This window comes from Moorena sp. SIO4A5 (assembly GCF_010672005.1).
In the GTDB taxonomy this organism is placed as follows: domain Bacteria; phylum Cyanobacteriota; class Cyanobacteriia; order Cyanobacteriales; family Coleofasciculaceae; genus Moorena.
The window spans coordinates 1-13,812 of record NZ_JAAHHZ010000146.1; the positions used below are offsets into that span (position 1 = coordinate 1).

General features: G+C 46.2%; 16 protein-coding genes and 4 pseudogenes. 7 read left to right on the plus strand and 13 right to left on the minus strand.

Features of this window, described 5'->3' with window-relative positions; translation table 11 throughout:
- Window positions 1-127: 127 nt before the first annotated feature.
- Window positions 128-421, plus strand: a pseudogene (locus F6K57_RS29050) (transposase); the annotation flags it as partial.
- Between the two features lie 271 nt (window positions 422-692).
- Here the strand turns inward: F6K57_RS29050 and F6K57_RS29055 are convergent.
- Together F6K57_RS29055 and F6K57_RS42205 are read right to left on the minus strand one after the other, a co-directional pair.
- Window positions 693-927, minus strand: a pseudogene (locus F6K57_RS29055) (transposase); the annotation flags it as partial.
- Between the two features lie 85 nt (window positions 928-1,012).
- Complete coding sequence (locus tag F6K57_RS42205; protein ID WP_364304467.1) at window positions 1,013-1,288, minus strand: transposase; 276 nt, start codon at window positions 1,286-1,288, stop codon at window positions 1,013-1,015.
- On the opposite strand from F6K57_RS42205, the gene F6K57_RS29060 reads away from it, so the two are divergent.
- A complete protein-coding gene (locus F6K57_RS29060; RefSeq protein WP_293071767.1) occupies window positions 1,180-1,404 on the plus strand; it encodes a hypothetical protein in 225 nt (74 codons plus the stop codon). The genes F6K57_RS42205 and F6K57_RS29060 overlap by 109 nt on opposite strands.
- Before the next feature lie 85 nt (window positions 1,405-1,489).
- On the opposite strand, the pseudogene F6K57_RS42210 reads toward F6K57_RS29060, so the two are convergent.
- The 3 genes and pseudogenes from F6K57_RS42210 to F6K57_RS29080 form a co-directional block, all read right to left on the minus strand.
- Window positions 1,490-2,325 (minus strand): annotated as a pseudogene (locus F6K57_RS42210) (IS630 family transposase).
- A gap of 65 nt (window positions 2,326-2,390) precedes the next feature.
- Window positions 2,391-3,194, minus strand: coding sequence for a DUF6444 domain-containing protein (locus F6K57_RS29075; RefSeq protein ID WP_293029987.1), 804 nt, complete (start codon window positions 3,192-3,194; stop codon window positions 2,391-2,393).
- Between the two features lie 160 nt (window positions 3,195-3,354).
- Window positions 3,355-4,254, minus strand: a complete 900-nt coding sequence (locus F6K57_RS29080; RefSeq protein ID WP_293071769.1) for a biotin/lipoyl-binding protein — start codon at window positions 4,252-4,254, stop codon at window positions 3,355-3,357.
- A gap of 405 nt (window positions 4,255-4,659) precedes the next feature.
- On the opposite strand from F6K57_RS29080, the pseudogene F6K57_RS29085 reads away from it, so the two are divergent.
- A pseudogene (locus tag F6K57_RS29085) lies at window positions 4,660-6,088 on the plus strand (IS4 family transposase).
- On the plus strand, window positions 6,081-6,230 hold the full coding sequence (locus F6K57_RS29090; protein WP_293029981.1) for a hypothetical protein: 150 nt from the start codon (window positions 6,081-6,083) through the stop codon (window positions 6,228-6,230). Before F6K57_RS29085 ends, F6K57_RS29090 begins: the two are co-directional and overlap by 8 nt.
- Here F6K57_RS29090 and F6K57_RS29095 read toward each other — a convergent pair.
- The 7 genes from F6K57_RS29095 to F6K57_RS29115 all read right to left on the minus strand — a co-directional run bounded on the left by F6K57_RS29095 (window position 6,215) and on the right by F6K57_RS29115 (window position 11,744).
- Window positions 6,215-7,024, minus strand: a complete 810-nt coding sequence (locus F6K57_RS29095) for an ATP-binding cassette domain-containing protein (RefSeq protein ID WP_293029979.1) — start codon at window positions 7,022-7,024, stop codon at window positions 6,215-6,217. The genes F6K57_RS29090 and F6K57_RS29095 overlap by 16 nt on opposite strands.
- A gap of 884 nt (window positions 7,025-7,908) precedes the next feature.
- Window positions 7,909-8,259: a hypothetical protein gene (locus F6K57_RS29100; RefSeq protein WP_293029973.1), complete on the minus strand. Its 351-nt coding sequence runs from the start codon at window positions 8,257-8,259 to the stop codon at window positions 7,909-7,911.
- Between the two features lie 118 nt (window positions 8,260-8,377).
- Complete coding sequence (locus F6K57_RS29105) at window positions 8,378-8,740, minus strand: ABC transporter transmembrane domain-containing protein (protein WP_293029990.1); 363 nt, start codon at window positions 8,738-8,740, stop codon at window positions 8,378-8,380.
- Between the two features lie 118 nt (window positions 8,741-8,858).
- Window positions 8,859-9,224, minus strand: coding sequence for an HNH endonuclease (locus tag F6K57_RS42215; RefSeq protein ID WP_364304460.1), 366 nt, complete (start codon window positions 9,222-9,224; stop codon window positions 8,859-8,861).
- The gene (locus tag F6K57_RS42220; RefSeq protein ID WP_364304470.1) at window positions 9,160-9,306 is read right to left on the minus strand and encodes a hypothetical protein; all 147 of its coding nucleotides are present in this window, start codon (window positions 9,304-9,306) and stop codon (window positions 9,160-9,162) included. The genes F6K57_RS42215 and F6K57_RS42220 overlap by 65 nt, the downstream gene beginning before the upstream one ends.
- The gene (gene ltrA / locus F6K57_RS29110) at window positions 9,306-10,559 is read right to left on the minus strand and encodes a group II intron reverse transcriptase/maturase (RefSeq protein ID WP_364304462.1); all 1,254 of its coding nucleotides are present in this window, start codon (window positions 10,557-10,559) and stop codon (window positions 9,306-9,308) included. The genes F6K57_RS42220 and ltrA overlap by 1 nt, the downstream gene beginning before the upstream one ends.
- Window positions 10,560-11,135: 576 nt before the next feature.
- Entirely contained in the window at window positions 11,136-11,744 is a 609-nt protein-coding gene (locus F6K57_RS29115) for an ABC transporter transmembrane domain-containing protein (RefSeq protein ID WP_293030610.1), read from the minus strand.
- A gap of 73 nt (window positions 11,745-11,817) precedes the next feature.
- Between F6K57_RS29115 and F6K57_RS29120 the strand changes: the two genes are divergently transcribed.
- Genes F6K57_RS29120 through F6K57_RS29130 form a run of 3 tightly spaced genes read left to right on the plus strand, consistent with a single transcriptional unit; the run spans window position 11,818 to window position 12,986 of the window.
- Complete coding sequence (locus F6K57_RS29120; RefSeq protein ID WP_293030607.1) at window positions 11,818-12,051, plus strand: hypothetical protein; 234 nt, start codon at window positions 11,818-11,820, stop codon at window positions 12,049-12,051.
- Complete coding sequence (locus F6K57_RS29125; RefSeq protein WP_293030604.1) at window positions 12,048-12,281, plus strand: hypothetical protein; 234 nt, start codon at window positions 12,048-12,050, stop codon at window positions 12,279-12,281. Before F6K57_RS29120 ends, F6K57_RS29125 begins: the two co-directional genes overlap by 4 nt.
- 18 nt (window positions 12,282-12,299) lie before the next feature.
- Complete coding sequence (locus tag F6K57_RS29130) at window positions 12,300-12,986, plus strand: hypothetical protein (protein WP_293030601.1); 687 nt, start codon at window positions 12,300-12,302, stop codon at window positions 12,984-12,986.
- A gap of 47 nt (window positions 12,987-13,033) precedes the next feature.
- On the opposite strand, the gene F6K57_RS29135 is transcribed toward F6K57_RS29130, so the two are convergent.
- Window positions 13,034-13,675 (minus strand): HlyD family efflux transporter periplasmic adaptor subunit, encoded by a 642-nt coding sequence (locus tag F6K57_RS29135; RefSeq protein WP_293030598.1) that lies wholly within the window; start codon window positions 13,673-13,675, stop codon window positions 13,034-13,036.
- Between the last annotated feature and the right edge of the window lie 137 nt (window positions 13,676-13,812).

The following is a 13,812-nucleotide window of genomic DNA, read 5'->3' on the forward strand; positions in this document are numbered from 1 at the left end:
CTTTAGAAGCTTTTCGGAGTGCCATGTCTTGCCGTTTTGTCCATTGGCTCCAGGAGAATCGAGACGTATTTGTTGCTTACAAGGCGAGTAAGGGCTACATTTGGGCTTGATTTTGACTAAAGTCCCACTATTAAAGGTTGAGTGTGCCATGTGGTTATTTGTCGAAACCGAGGGTGTGGAACCAACCAATAATGCTGCGGAAAGGGCGATTCGTCCTGCCGTAATTTGGCGACGTACCAGTTTTGGGACTCAGACTCAAGCTGGTAGTGATTTTGTGGCCAGAATGTTGACAGTGGTTACAACCCTAAAGTCTCAGAAGCGTGATGTTCTCGAATTTTTAGTACAAGCTGTTGTTGCTGCTCGCTCCGGTTCACAAGCTCGAAGTTTACTGCCATTGATATCTACTTCTTGTATGGAATAGTCCGGTACTGGTTCTGTTAACTTATAAGATAATTTGTTGATAGCTGCTTAATTTTATTGCTTCATGGTTTGACTCCACGTTCGGGGAGTAGTGGTCGTTTTTGTCGTAACCGTTCAGGGGGGTTGTAATCATCAAAAAAACACACCCGGCAGGAGTAATAATGAAATAAAATTATTGAGCTGCGATCACTAGCTCTTGCTCATGGTCGTGATCAGAAATAGCTACCTATGGGAGTAACGAAGGGGCAGGTTTACCTGCGCGTGCAGCGGGGAATTGCATTTGTCAAAAACTCCAAGACATTACGCTGCTGGGACTTCAATGTTGTCACAACAGTTAACATACGAGCAACAAAAGCACTCCCTGCTTGAGTCTGAGCAACCTTAACTGGTACGCCGCCAGATTACTGCTGGACGGATGGCTCTTTCTGCTGCATTATTTGTTGGTTCCACACCCTCAACACTCACAAACAACCATAAAGCTGGTTCAACTTTGAGTAGTTGGCGACAAGTGCGGACAGTTTTAGCAAGGGGTGTTTTCTCCTGTGACCCAATCGAGTAAGAATCTGCTTGTTTTAAAGTCAACTTGACCGCTTCACGTATCTCCAAGGGCTAGCAATTGAAACTGACAACGTTTCAAAGTTCCATATAGTACTCGATGCCACAATTCAAACAGCTTCTCCTGTTGTTTAACCAATGCAGTCCCTAATTCTTTAGATACCCCAGGACGTTCCGAGATTTTAATGAATTCCCGTCGCAGATGTGCCCAACACAATTGCCGACGTTCCTTGTCTACCCAGTTATACGCACCATGACGGTCTGAGTTTAAAATACCACCAAAATTTTGACCCAGTAGGTTTGCCAGAAGCAGAGGTACAACGAGTTAGGGCAATCTCAAAAAATGTCACTAGTGGCGTGACTGCCACCCACAACCACGCTTTTCGTTGTTTGGGGTTTTTCCCATCTAGATTTCCGTGGATTTTATAGCAACCGCCAGGTTGGTTAGGACGCTCTACGTGAGGACGTGCGACCTAGCCTCTCGCAGTGTTTCAAAATGCTCTAGTTGCTTGGCTTAGCGGCTTTTTAGCCATGACCAGCATTTTTCAATCCGGTTCAAGTCTGGTGAATAGGGTGGGTTTGTACCACACCTGACAACCTGCAGCCCGAACCAGTTGCTCAATACGTCCACCTTTATGAAAGGTGGCATTGTCAATCACCAGTTTCTGCCCTGGTCTCAAGGTGGTTTTCAAGCACGTTTCGTTCCCAAGTTTCAAATACCTCTCGATTACAATAGCATTCAATAGTGAAAGGTGCTAACAACTGTTGCCCACAAAGTGCAGCAATCATGTTGACTCGACCTTTTCTGCGACCGGACTAATGGTCATTAAAGCGCTCTCCAAATGGACTGTAACCATAGCCATAATCGAACCGATGAGCAATACCTGACTCCGAGGCATAAACAATCTGTTCATATCTTTTGGGTGGCTAGCTGTTCAACAAAGGCAAGGCGTAATTGTTCATCTGTTTCACGGTAGCCGTAAGTCTTTTTTTTCGTGTAAACCCAATTTTCTTCAAGGCACGTGATATTGTGCGTTCGCGAAGCGTCGGGCTTTGCCCGAATCGCTGATCTCTCCATCCCATAACTCAGCCATCTCCACCTGGGTTTTGTCACCATGGGTATAGGCATTGGCTCGAAACTTCTCCGAGTCAGTGATCTTGTTATTCAAGCCTCGGTGCTCCCTGACTTTGGCGCTGGTTGTCCCCCGTCTCAGCAATGGCCGTAACCACAAATTAATGGTGTTGCGGCTAATGTTAAAATACTCACTGGCTACGAGAGCGCTTCATGCCATTGAGTTCGATCGCCTGAATTACTTTTTGGCGCAGGTCTTCGCTGTAAGGAAAAGGCATGACAGAAATCGGACGATAAGTGGAAGGGCTTTTCGTTTTCTTTGTCCTAACTATGATGGCGACTGCTATAGCTCGAAACGGGCTGCTCCTACCACCAAAGAGTGTTGGACATAAAGTTTGGCATCCTCAACACTGCTTGCCACTGCATCGCTTGCTTCTTGCCGGAGTTTGTTTACCGTTCCTAATGACATGGTTTTCTCAAACAAGTCAGCGTCTTGATGCAATAGCGAGTGGGGGAAACCCCCAAGACCGCGCTGCATCGCTAGAGCACTTTGCACCTGGCGTTGACTATTGCGGTAAACGACCCTCAGTAGTGCCACCATTGCTACTACTCGTACTCCGTATCCACTCCTGTTGACCTCCTCTGGCAATTTAGCCCTGGTTGATCTCTGACATTGCCCACACTTCAACGAGTGTAAACGATGCTCGATCACGATCGGTTCAATCGGTGGAATCTCTACTATTTGGTGGCGATAGGGGTTTTGATCTTCGACCCTTAGTCTTTTCCCACAACAGGAGCATTTGCTTGGATGATGGTCAATGATCTGGTTACACCGCTCGATTGGATACAAGTCTCGACTATGCCCATCATGACCTGGTTGACCTCCTCGTTTTCTCTTACTTTTGTTTTTCTGTGGTTTTTTTTCCAGCCCTGGTGGGTCAAAGGAAGGAGGCGATGATGAGTTCTTTGATGTCCGTCGGGTTTTTTCTAATAGCTGTTGCTGAACTGCCGATATATCTGTGAGTTGTTTTTCTAAATTTTCAATTTGCTGCGCCATTCCCTCTACCAGTTTTTTGACACTGGCTGGAGTTTCTTCCCAATCTGACCAGGGGACTTGCTCGCTCATGTTTGGGCGCTGCTGTTCCATGTTCCTTACCGCACGCATATTCTCGCTACCATTTTTGGCGAGGGCTCTTCTACCCCCTGAACGCTTACTTTTTGTCACCCCTGAACGCTTACGAATGAACTAAAGTTTTATAACTCCGTTCTTGCTCTTGCAAGCGCAGGCGAGCTTGTTTAATATCAGCCTATGCTTGATGAATCGTCTTTTCATAAGTACCTTGTTGTTCTTTCAGACGAGACTGAGCTTGTTTTATTTCTAATTCAGTTCTGATGATAGTTTTCTGGGCTTCTTTGGCTGACTGTTCAACCTCTAAAAAGCGTTCTTTGGACAAAACCCCCTCTTCATAAGCTTGTTGGTAACGGGGAATTCTTTCTTCAGCACTTTCTAAACGAATGCTTTCTAATTCATAGGCAACCTTGCTAGAGTCTATCGCCCCTCGTGCCTGCTCTATTTGTGCCAATAGTTCTTGTTTTTGTAAACTGTAGGCGAACTTGAACGCTTCCAGATTCTGCCGTGCTTGCTCGACTTGCGCCTGTTTTTCCAACTCTTGAGCTTGGTTTTGTTGCTCCTGGGTACGCAGAGCCAGTATCAATTGGTTTTTGAGCACCTCTAATTGATTCAGGCGATTCTGTTGCCCTTCTAATTTTTTTTGTTCCTGCTGAAGTTCAGTGCTAACTAACTCTGATTCCAGTTCTAGTAAGGTTTGACCAGCCGTTACCAATTCCCCTTCTTTCACCTTAATTGCTGCTACCGTTCCTGCCACTGGAGCATCAAGTTTGATAGTTTCCCCCGTAGGTTCCAATCTTCCTCTGGCTTTTCCCGTCTCATCCACCTGAGCTAAGATCGCCCAAGGTAACGCAATACCGATAAATACTATCAAAAAATACAGTAATCCCCTTGTCCAAACCTGGGGTAATGTATCCAGCAGTTCCTTAGTAGCATAAGACCAGTCATGACCCTGGAGTGGTTGATCATTCCTAGGTTGAGACGTCGTTTCTTGGGTGAGTAACTCCTCATAGCGACGCTGATCTGGAATAGTTTGAGTAGGACTATGTCCATTTAATGTATGATGATTGTCAGCCATAGCAGTATTTTGGATTGTTGGCTAAAGGATGAAAAAAATTACGGTAAATTAACTCAGCTGAGGCAGGGCTGGGGAGGATCGAGCCTTGGGGATGTTGTTAAGGGTGTTGATCCCCCTAAATCCCCCTTAATAAGCTATGCATTAGTCACATCTTTCTTAACAATCCAGAGAGCTGATGGGACGTGAGGCAAGGTGGAATTACTTGATATTACTTAATCCATATCCGTGTTGAGTTTTTGTTCTTCCATTCAACCTCCATTGGGTACTTCATAATGTAATACAGAAGAATTCTGCATTTGGGGTAGCTTGGCGTACGCTATTACTTGCTGACGAACTCAGGGATGATCCAATGTTCGTGAGTAAACTGACAGAGCCACGAAAAATTCTCAACTCGGAGGGACTTAAATGAAAGCTTGGGCAGTAGAAGAGCTGCAAGATGCTGAATTAGGGGATGTACGTCGCAAAAAACGGTTGATGCGGATAGGAGCGCGATTTGGCAGCCCAACCGAATGCCAGTGTGCCGCAAGCTTCGGGAAACTTAGCTGCGACCCAGGCTGCCTATAAGTTTTGGCGCATCACCTTACATCAAACCGGAAGCGATCGCATCAGCTCACCAACGCCGTACATTAAAACGAGTAAAACTTGAGTCTATTGTCATGGCCATTCAAGACACAACAGAACTCAATTTCACTCATCATCCAGGGAAGAGGGGTATGGGTTACTTGGACAATGCTAAGGCAAGAGGCTTAAAAATTCACTCAGTATTTTGTAGTACAAGTAATGGTGTGCCTAATGGTGTATTACATCAACAAGTCTGGGCTAGGGATATCGCTGAGTTGGGTTCGAAGCATCAACGACACAAAAAACCCATCTCAGCAAAAAGAGAGCCAGCGTTGGTTAACTGCCTTGGATGCTACCCAGAGTCTGATTCGAGATCAAATTACCGTTGTCACAGTGGCTGTGCGCGTTGCTGACATCTATGAGTTGTTCATGCTGCCGCGCCGCCCTTCCTCGGAGTTTCTGATACGAGCGATGCACAACCGTACAGTCTTTCCCTACCTCTTTTGACCAACAACTCCAACGTCTTGAGCAAGCAATTGGAAAAGTAATGCCTTGTGGTCAGCTGACCTTAGAACTCAGACGAAATCCAGAACGCCTTGCCCGTCTTGCTACTAGACGCCTACGTACTACAACCATTGAGTTACAACCACCAGCTACTCATCCCGAACGGGAGCGCCTCCAACCAATCCGCCTACAGGTAATAAAAGCAGAAGAAGAAAACCCACCACCCGGTGTGGAACCAGTTCGTTGGTTACTCTTGACTACCTTAGAGGTTACTGGCTTTGAGGATGTGGTGCAATGTTTGCGTTGGTACTCTTATCGTTGGTTGATTGAACGCTATCATTATGTCCTCAAGAGCGGTTGTCGCCTCGAACAACTGCAACTGGAAACTGCCGACCGGATCCACCGAGCTTTAGCCACTTACACCATTGTGGCTTGGCGCTTGTTGTGGATGACTTACTTGGCTCTAACCCACCCTGATACTCCTGGGGATACGGTACTAGAAACCCATGAGTGGCAAGCGCTTTACTGCACTATTCATCAAACACCCTCCCCACCTGAGGTCCCCCCTAATTTGAGGACTTGTGTGCGTTGGATAGCCCAGTTGGGTGGTTTTTTGGCGCGCAATAGAGATGGTGAACCAGGGGTGAAAACCCTTTGGCAGGGTCTGCGACGACTGCATGATATCGCACAGACTTGGCTTCTACTTTCCCCCAAAACCACTTCTGGTGTCAAGTCCCATTATGTTAAGAAAGATGTGACTAATGCATAGCTTAATAAGGGGGACTTTACCGATTCCTCCCGACTCCCTGTTCCCTGTTCCCTGTTCCCTGTTCCCTATTCCCTGTTCCCTATTCCCTACTCCCTACTCCCTACTCCCTACTCCCTACTCCCTCCCCTATAACTGCTGCTGATTCAGATAGAAATAATGTCCTCGCTTTGCCATTAAGTCTTCGTGAGTACCGCTTTCAATCAATACCCCTCTATCGAGCACTAAAATCAGGTCAGCTTTGCTTACGGTAGAAAGACGATGAGCAATAACTAGGGTGGTGCGGTTTTTGAGAATAGTATTGAGATTGGTCTGAATAATCCGCTCCGATTCCGCATCCAGGTGGGAGGTGGCTTCATCGAAAATTAATAGGCGGGGATTTCCCAAGAGGGCGCGAGCAATGGCTAAACGCTGTCGCTGTCCCCCAGACAACATCCCTCCTCCCTCGCCAATCTCGGTTTCATAGCCCATGGGCAGTTTTTGGATAAATTCATCGGCACCGGCCAGTTTTGCTGCTGCCATAATTTCGTCTAAGCTAGCTGAGGGATAAGCCAGACCGATGTTTTCTCGAATTGTCCCTCCAAACAGAAAGGTATCTTGATCCACCACACCAATTTGCTGGCGCAAGGAGCCTAAGGAAAGACTGGTGATATCTTGCCCATCAATCAACACTTTCCCATCTGAGGGAAGATACAGCCCCAACATCAGCTTGGAAATAGTGGTTTTACCGGAACCACTGCGCCCCACTAGGGCGACCATTTGCCCTGGTTTTACCTCAAAACTAAGATTTTCCAAGACATTGGTATCACTTTCTGGGTGATAGCGGAAGGTGACCTGATCAAAGCGAATGTGACCGCGCAATTCAGGTAATGATTGCCGTGCTTGATGGACCAAATCTTCTTCTGGTTGGTAATCCAGCACATCATTGATGCGCTCCATGGCAATCACAACTTCCTGAAATTCATTCCACAGTACCGTTAGCCTTTGGAAAGGGGTAATCCTGGTTGACTGACAAAACTATTCAGCAGCATACTTGTACGTTTGTATTTTGAATTCCAGCCGATAAAATCGTTTCAGATGTTGTTTTCGCGAAGCTATCACCGGGTCAGGGTCTTGATTAGTTGTGAAACACACCCGTCGAATTAGTGTCCAGCCATTCTCTGGCATAGGCTTTGATCCACTCCCAACCAATCCGAAAGTAGCTGTTACCCCGCGCACCAGTGAGTATCGACCCACCGACGCTTACCCGTTTCTACAACCTCAACACCTTGAGCGGTGACGCAAACGAGTGGCTACGGCCAGGATAAACCACAACCGAGATAGGGCAGGCACTGAACGAATTTCAGACTTCTGCACATTCGCTCCCATTGGACTGGTCATCCAAAAAGTTTTCCTCAATATCAAACCGCAACCCATATTCTTGCGCATGTTTGGAGAGTGGTCTGTTCATCACTGATAATGGCCCATTATCACCATTGACATTGTTGCGACCTCAGACCAGATGAACCGGACCAAAAAGCGTGCTCCTTGTGCAGCCTGACGTTATGAAAGCACAGGGCAACTCCACGTAGAACATGGAAATCTTTAAGCTGAGACCAGCCTTTCCCGGCGAGCCTTATCCAACTGTCCTTTTTCAATCGAATCCGATAATGCCATCCCCATTGGCAGGTCATCGCTTTGATCAAATCAGTGTGGACAAAGCCACGGTCTGCAAGCAAAACCACCTTGACTCCCATAGGGCTTCCGTTCAAGGGCTTGTTGCAGTAGACGCTCGATAATCGTTGAATGAGACAGACGCACGCTTAATGTTCCATCACCCGCGCCTAGCACAGGTAAGGCCCGTGCTTGATGCACCACAACCAATCGCACCAGACAATACTGATCCGGTGAACAGTGACCTTTCCAAGCCTCAGATATATAGAGTCATCTTGTCCTACCGCCAAAGCTGCTTGAATCAATGGAATGTAGCAGCCGTTCGCGTAGCGTGGCCTTTTGGCCATGGATGTTAATCCGAGCATTGTAAAGCCAACGTTGTATCCGACGTTGCTTGCTTTGAGCATATTGGCCGAACCACGGGACGAACGGGAATCCAACGGGTCAAATTGACTTCTCCTGTTTGGATCAAGGCCACCACCATCCATAAACAGGTCGTCAGGTGACCCAGGTGAGCCCATTCATGGGGTTGACCCAACCAGGTCTTAAGGGCATTGATTAGACGGGAGTTTTTTTCACAGCATTCCTAGGATTTGAGTGGTATCTGTCTTTAGAATGCTGGCTCCCACTCACTTGCTGTCAATACCTGCTATCTCCCTCCTGATAAGCATTTGACCAATTTGTGCTTAACTTTTTGTCAGTCAACCAGGGGGTAATCACTTGACCCAGCAACATATTAAAAGCCACCAATTGCCCAATGGTGAGCTGATTTTGAATCACCAACCATGCCCCAAACCAGAGCAGTGCGGTAGTGGCTAACCCCTCGATCGTATTGCTGAAAATCTGGAGTCGATTGCTAATCACTTGCCCAGAAAAGTTAGTTTTAACTTCTTTATTTAATAACTCTTCCCAATGCCAGCGTACGGTTTGCTCAACTGCTGTGGATTTGACAGTGCGGACACCAGAAAGCACTTCAATCAGATAACTGCTTTCTTTTGCGATCGCATGAAATAATTAAACTAAGCCAATAGGTCACCCCATTAACTCGTCTTCAAAACCGTACGTGACACTTTCGCATCATACGGCTCCTCATTATAGGAACACACTGACATTGGTACCTCTAGAACGGATTCTCATCTAACTGTTTCGAGTTGACTTTGTTTCCGTGCTTAAAATCGTGACAATGAAGGTGTAGTAATTCCAGATTTTCATCCTTGTTACTTCCATCCAGTGCGCGCGGTATTATATGGTGCGTTTCCAACAAATCTCCATCCCTGAAGGTGAGACCACAATGAGCACATTTCCCTTTTTGTCTTTTCAAAAGTTTTACCTTTCTACTGGTTGCTTGAGGGTGTTTACTCAGTCTGGTGCTCCAGTAAATTAGGTCTCCATCATATGGGCTTTTAGTGTCTTTGACCTTTTTATACCGTAGGATTTTGGTCGAGGCATGTAAGGGCAGGTAGTTTTCCTTCCCGGTCATGAACATCCAATTGTCCTTTCCGATGGTTCCCCAATATTTCTTGATTACCCAGGTTATTGATTTCTTGGGGTGTCTCCTTTTTCCCCATCAAGGCGAGTTTTTTCCATAGCAGGTGTCCCAAGGTAGTGTTCGCGTAGCGTGGCCATAGGCCAAGGTTTCTTTACTACAGACTGAACTGTAGTAGTTACACCATCCTCGTATCATGGGTTTCAGTTGGCGTATTAATGCCTCCTGTGGGGCAGCTCTGTATTTATCTATGACTTTTGAGAGCTGCCTATAATGCTCTAGAACTTTTTCTTTTGACGGTTTGATGATGGTTTTAAACCCTTGTTTGGACTGGTTTTTACCTACTTTGTATTGACGAATATTGAATCCTAGGAAGTCAAATCCGTCAAAAGTGTGAGTAACCTTGGTCTTGTTTGGTTTTAATTCCAAACCCATGTCATTCAACCATTTGCTGATAATTTTTTGACATTCTTCTACCACGGTTTGGTCTTTGTGCATGATGACAAAATCATCCGCGTATCGGATTAGACTTAATGCTCTCCTATTCTTGGATTTATTTCCTTTCATAGTTTCTGCGAATTGTTTAATCCGTTCCTCCATTCCGTGAAGGGCTATGTTGGCCAAAAGAGGAGATATCACTCCACCTTGTGGGGTGCCCTTTTCTGTAGTAGAGAATATCCCTTTATCCATGACACCAGCTTTTAACCAAGACTTGATTAAGCGTCTGATGGATGGGTAAGTATTTAACTTACTCAGAAGTGCATCATGGTTGATTTTATCGAAACATTTGGCAATATCCGCATCTAGTACCCATTTGGGTTTTCTGCTGATATTTTTAAATGTTGCTTCAATGGCATCGTGACATGAGCGTCCTGGTCTGAATCCGTATGAATTAGGTTCAAAACGCGCTTCCCATTCGGGTTCTAATGCCTGTTTGGTTAGCGCCTGCAATGCGCGGTCGTACATGGTAGGGATTCCTAATGGGCGTTTTTCCTTTCTTCCGGGTTTGGGAATCCAGACCCGACGAGTAGGTTGTGCCTTTTTGGAGATTTTGAGTGAGTCTACTAAGGCGAGGCGTCTTCTTTGGTTAAGATGTTTGACCCCGTCTATTCCGGCAGTCTTTTTGCCCTTGTTCTCCTGTGTAACCCTACGCACCGCAATCATTTTTGCTGTCCAGGATTTCATCAGAGTTTTTTGCAGCTTTCTTATCGCGCGGACATCACCACGTTCAGAGGCTCGAAATATTCGCTTTTGCAACTTAAATAGAGTCTTTTCTAACTTTCGCCAGTTGACTTTATTCCATTCCACCGTCTGGAAGCCCAGGGTTTTAGACATATCTATTGGTACTTACAACTATTTCTTTTCCTACAACGTGAGTCCGTCAGCGTATCCTAGGCATTACCCTAGGCGTTGGCTTCTGACTCAATCTTCCCCCGGTACGACATACGGCTAACTACCTACTCAGAATATTCGACCTTTCTGAGAGTACATATCGGGGTTAATTCGTTCCTGATAACCATTCTATGGACTTTTAGGGTGGTACTTTTCACCGGGAATATTATGGGAAATCATTAATTGAGGGAAGAACCAATTAATCCTGTTCCATTGACTTTTTGTCTGTGGCGTGTCAATCCATTTCGCCACGTAATTCTAACGATGATTCAAACGTACCTTTCTCTCGTACCCATGAGTCCTCTGCCTGTTACTAACTTCCCCTGGATTGGTTCCGCTTCACTGTTCGACCCTTGCATTAATCCGTAAGTTCGTTATTTCTTATGAATCAGGGTAGGGCTGTCACTCGGATTTCACGAGGGATGGATTTTCACCATCATGGTTATCAAGTTGTCAAGGTTCAGTTTCCTGAGACCAGGCGGCTAATCCCCCAAAACCCTTGTAGGGTAAGGTTTATAGTCAACGAATCGCACCTTCCCGAGAAATTCGTTTTAAAAATGGTGTAGAAATCAACGCCAGCAGGAAAAAAGGTGGTAAAATCACTAAAATTAGCAGCGCCATCTTCCAACTGTACCAAAACATCAACCCCACATAGATAAAAACTGTTAGTAAATCTAGCAGGATAGATAACGCCTCACCCGTGAGAAACCGCTCAATTTTACGATTTTCCTGAATCCGGGAGGTAATATCACCCACAAAACGAGACTCAAAGAAACCTAAAGGTAATCGCAAGGTATGGCTGATAAACCCCACAATCAGTGCTAGGTCTACCTTATTCGCCGTGTGGTCAAGCAAATATTGCCGCAACCCGGTAATCGCCACCCGAAACAGAGTAAACATCAGCAATCCTAACCCCACAGCAGTTAGGGTGAGGGTGCTCCGTTGCACCACCACTCGGTCTAAAATTATCTGGGTAAATATCGGTGTAATCAGACCAAATATCTGGATCATCAGGGAAGCAATAAACACCTCCAGCAACACGAAACTGTGAGGTTTTACCAACTCAAAAAATTGCCAGAAAGACGTCTTACTCCTGGCTGCCTGACACAAGTGGCTCAAAGCACGCAATTACATGGTTTATGAGAAAAAGGGCAGAGTGTTATGCTGACGCTAGAGCCATTACACAACTAGCAATTTGAGCATGTCTTACTCTACCCAATTTCATGATCAACTAATGAGCTTTTTGCGTCAATACAGCCGCTACCGCGATCTGCGTCACATCAAAGCTCTAGCTTGGATGGTGAGCGCCTTAATCTGTAGTGGCCAGTTTTGCCAACCGGCCTGGGAGCCTTATGTCCCGAGTCGTGCCAAATTTGCCCAAAGTGTTGAACGCGCCTTGGCACCGCTTTTTGAGCAATACTCGCCATTTGTGTGAAGTCGCTGTATATTCCCCTAGTATTACTCGCCTTAAAAGATTGGCAGTCCCACCGTCTATATCTTGCCCTCGATACCACAGTCTTATGGAATCGCTACTGTATGATTCATCTATCGGTGGTCTGTTGTGGTCGCGCCGTACCATTCCTATGGCGGGTACTGGAACACAACAGCGCGGCAGTAGCCTTCGATACATATCGACCCTTGTTACGTCAAAGCCAGTGGCTATGAAGTCAACATCCTGATGTGATGTTGAAAGCCCATCGGGGCAAAGCAAACCACGATCTGATCAGTTGGTTACAAGCTAGCAATTGGCACTACTGCCTACGATTGCCCTGTGATGTACTGCTTCATGGTCCCCATCGCTATCCCGTTGAAGTCAGCTATCTGTGGCCACCATATGGAGTTGCTGTCTTTTATCGTAATGTTGGTCTATGGCAAGATGGAGTACATCGTTGTAATCTTGTATTAGCCAAGGTCAAAGGGGTCTTCGAGCCCTGGGCCGTTATTACCGATGAGCCTCCCACCTTACTTTCTTTGTGGCAATACGGTTTCCGTTTTAGGGTAGAGGAACTATTTTTAGATAGCAAATCCGGAGCCAAAGAAGCTCGAAGACTCTCGCATTCGCTCAGCTGTTGCACGCTTAGCGGCTTATGCCCGTGGCTGCCGTGGCCTTGCTTTACGCCACCACCCAAGGCATGGCTGTTCAATCTTGTTGGCTTACGGCGACAGGTAGATCCCCATTGGTTTCGAGGCCTCAGCTATCTCAAAATTGGTCTGCGTTGGCTCAAGGGCGTAGTCAATAAAGGTCGGCTACTTTTAACGCCAGTACCATTGTTGCCAATAGATCCACAACCATGCTTTGCTAGCCATAAAGCCAAGTCTGATTACTACGACCAGATCTGGTTTTCGCGCATCCGGTCATGGAGCGTGTAGAACCTGATCAGCCTAGTTTTCACATAGATGTGTCAGGCAGTCAGGCGCTATAGTTCCAAACCCCCCTGCTGCAACTTCTTAAATGGATCCAGAATTAAATCCATAATCCGACGCTGGCGGACAATTACTTCTGCGGTTGCAGTCTCCCCTGGGCGGAGAGCAATACATTCCTTTGGTGTGGGCATACAGGTTTTATTGAGTTTAATTTCTAGGTCATAAGTAGGCACTTTACCCTGCTCCGTTTCCGTCACCTTGGAGGTTGGGTAAATTTTGATTACCTTTCCTTCTACTACCCCATAGTCTTGGAAAGGATAAGCATCAAACTTCATTTTCACTGCCATTCCTTCCCGTAAGGAGCCACTTTCTGAAATAGCGATCTGCGCCCGCAGGGAAAGGAAAGACCCCTGTGGGGCAATCTCGACTATAGTATCTCCAGGTTGCACCACAGCCCCGGCACTTTTGATTGGGGACTGAAACACGATTCCCTCGATCGGAGCAGCTAACATCCTTTGATTTAACTGAAATTCCAAGGATTTAATCTGACTTTTAGTCTGAGATAGTTCCGCTTGGAGGGTAGTAATTTGGGTTTCTATATTTTTCAGTTGTTCCTCACTTTTTAGTAACGCCAGTTTACCAGAATGAACGTAACCGTTCAGGGGGGTAGAAGTGGGATAGCCAAAAATTGCCACCAAACTATGGTATAGCAGTCGCCATCATAGTTAGGACAAAGAAAACGAAAAGCCCTTCCACTTATCGTCCGATTTCTGTCATGCCTTTTCCTTACAGCGAAGACCTGCGCCAAAAAGTAATTCAGGCGATCGAACTC

Coding starts and splice junctions, on each gene's coding strand:
- F6K57_RS29075 (WP_293029987.1), bottom strand. CDS start 3,194: ATGGAACAGCAGCGCCCAAACATGAGCGAGCAAGTCCCCTGGTCAGAT.
- F6K57_RS29080 (WP_293071769.1), bottom strand. CDS start 4,254: ATGGCTGACAATCATCATACATTAAATGGACATAGTCCTACTCAAACT.
- F6K57_RS29090 (WP_293029981.1), top strand. CDS start 6,081: ATGCATAGCTTAATAAGGGGGACTTTACCGATTCCTCCCGACTCCCTG.
- F6K57_RS29095 (WP_293029979.1), bottom strand. CDS start 7,024: ATGGAGCGCATCAATGATGTGCTGGATTACCAACCAGAAGAAGATTTG.
- F6K57_RS29100 (WP_293029973.1), bottom strand. CDS start 8,259: ATGGGCTCACCTGGGTCACCTGACGACCTGTTTATGGATGGTGGTGGC.
- F6K57_RS42215 (WP_364304460.1), bottom strand. CDS start 9,224: ATGTTCATGACCGGGAAGGAAAACTACCTGCCCTTACATGCCTCGACC.
- F6K57_RS42220 (WP_364304470.1), bottom strand. CDS start 9,306: ATGGGGAAAAAGGAGACACCCCAAGAAATCAATAACCTGGGTAATCAA.
- ltrA (WP_364304462.1), bottom strand. CDS start 10,559: ATGTCTAAAACCCTGGGCTTCCAGACGGTGGAATGGAATAAAGTCAAC.
- F6K57_RS29120 (WP_293030607.1), top strand. CDS start 11,818: ATGTCTTACTCTACCCAATTTCATGATCAACTAATGAGCTTTTTGCGT.
- F6K57_RS29130 (WP_293030601.1), top strand. CDS start 12,300: ATGTTGAAAGCCCATCGGGGCAAAGCAAACCACGATCTGATCAGTTGG.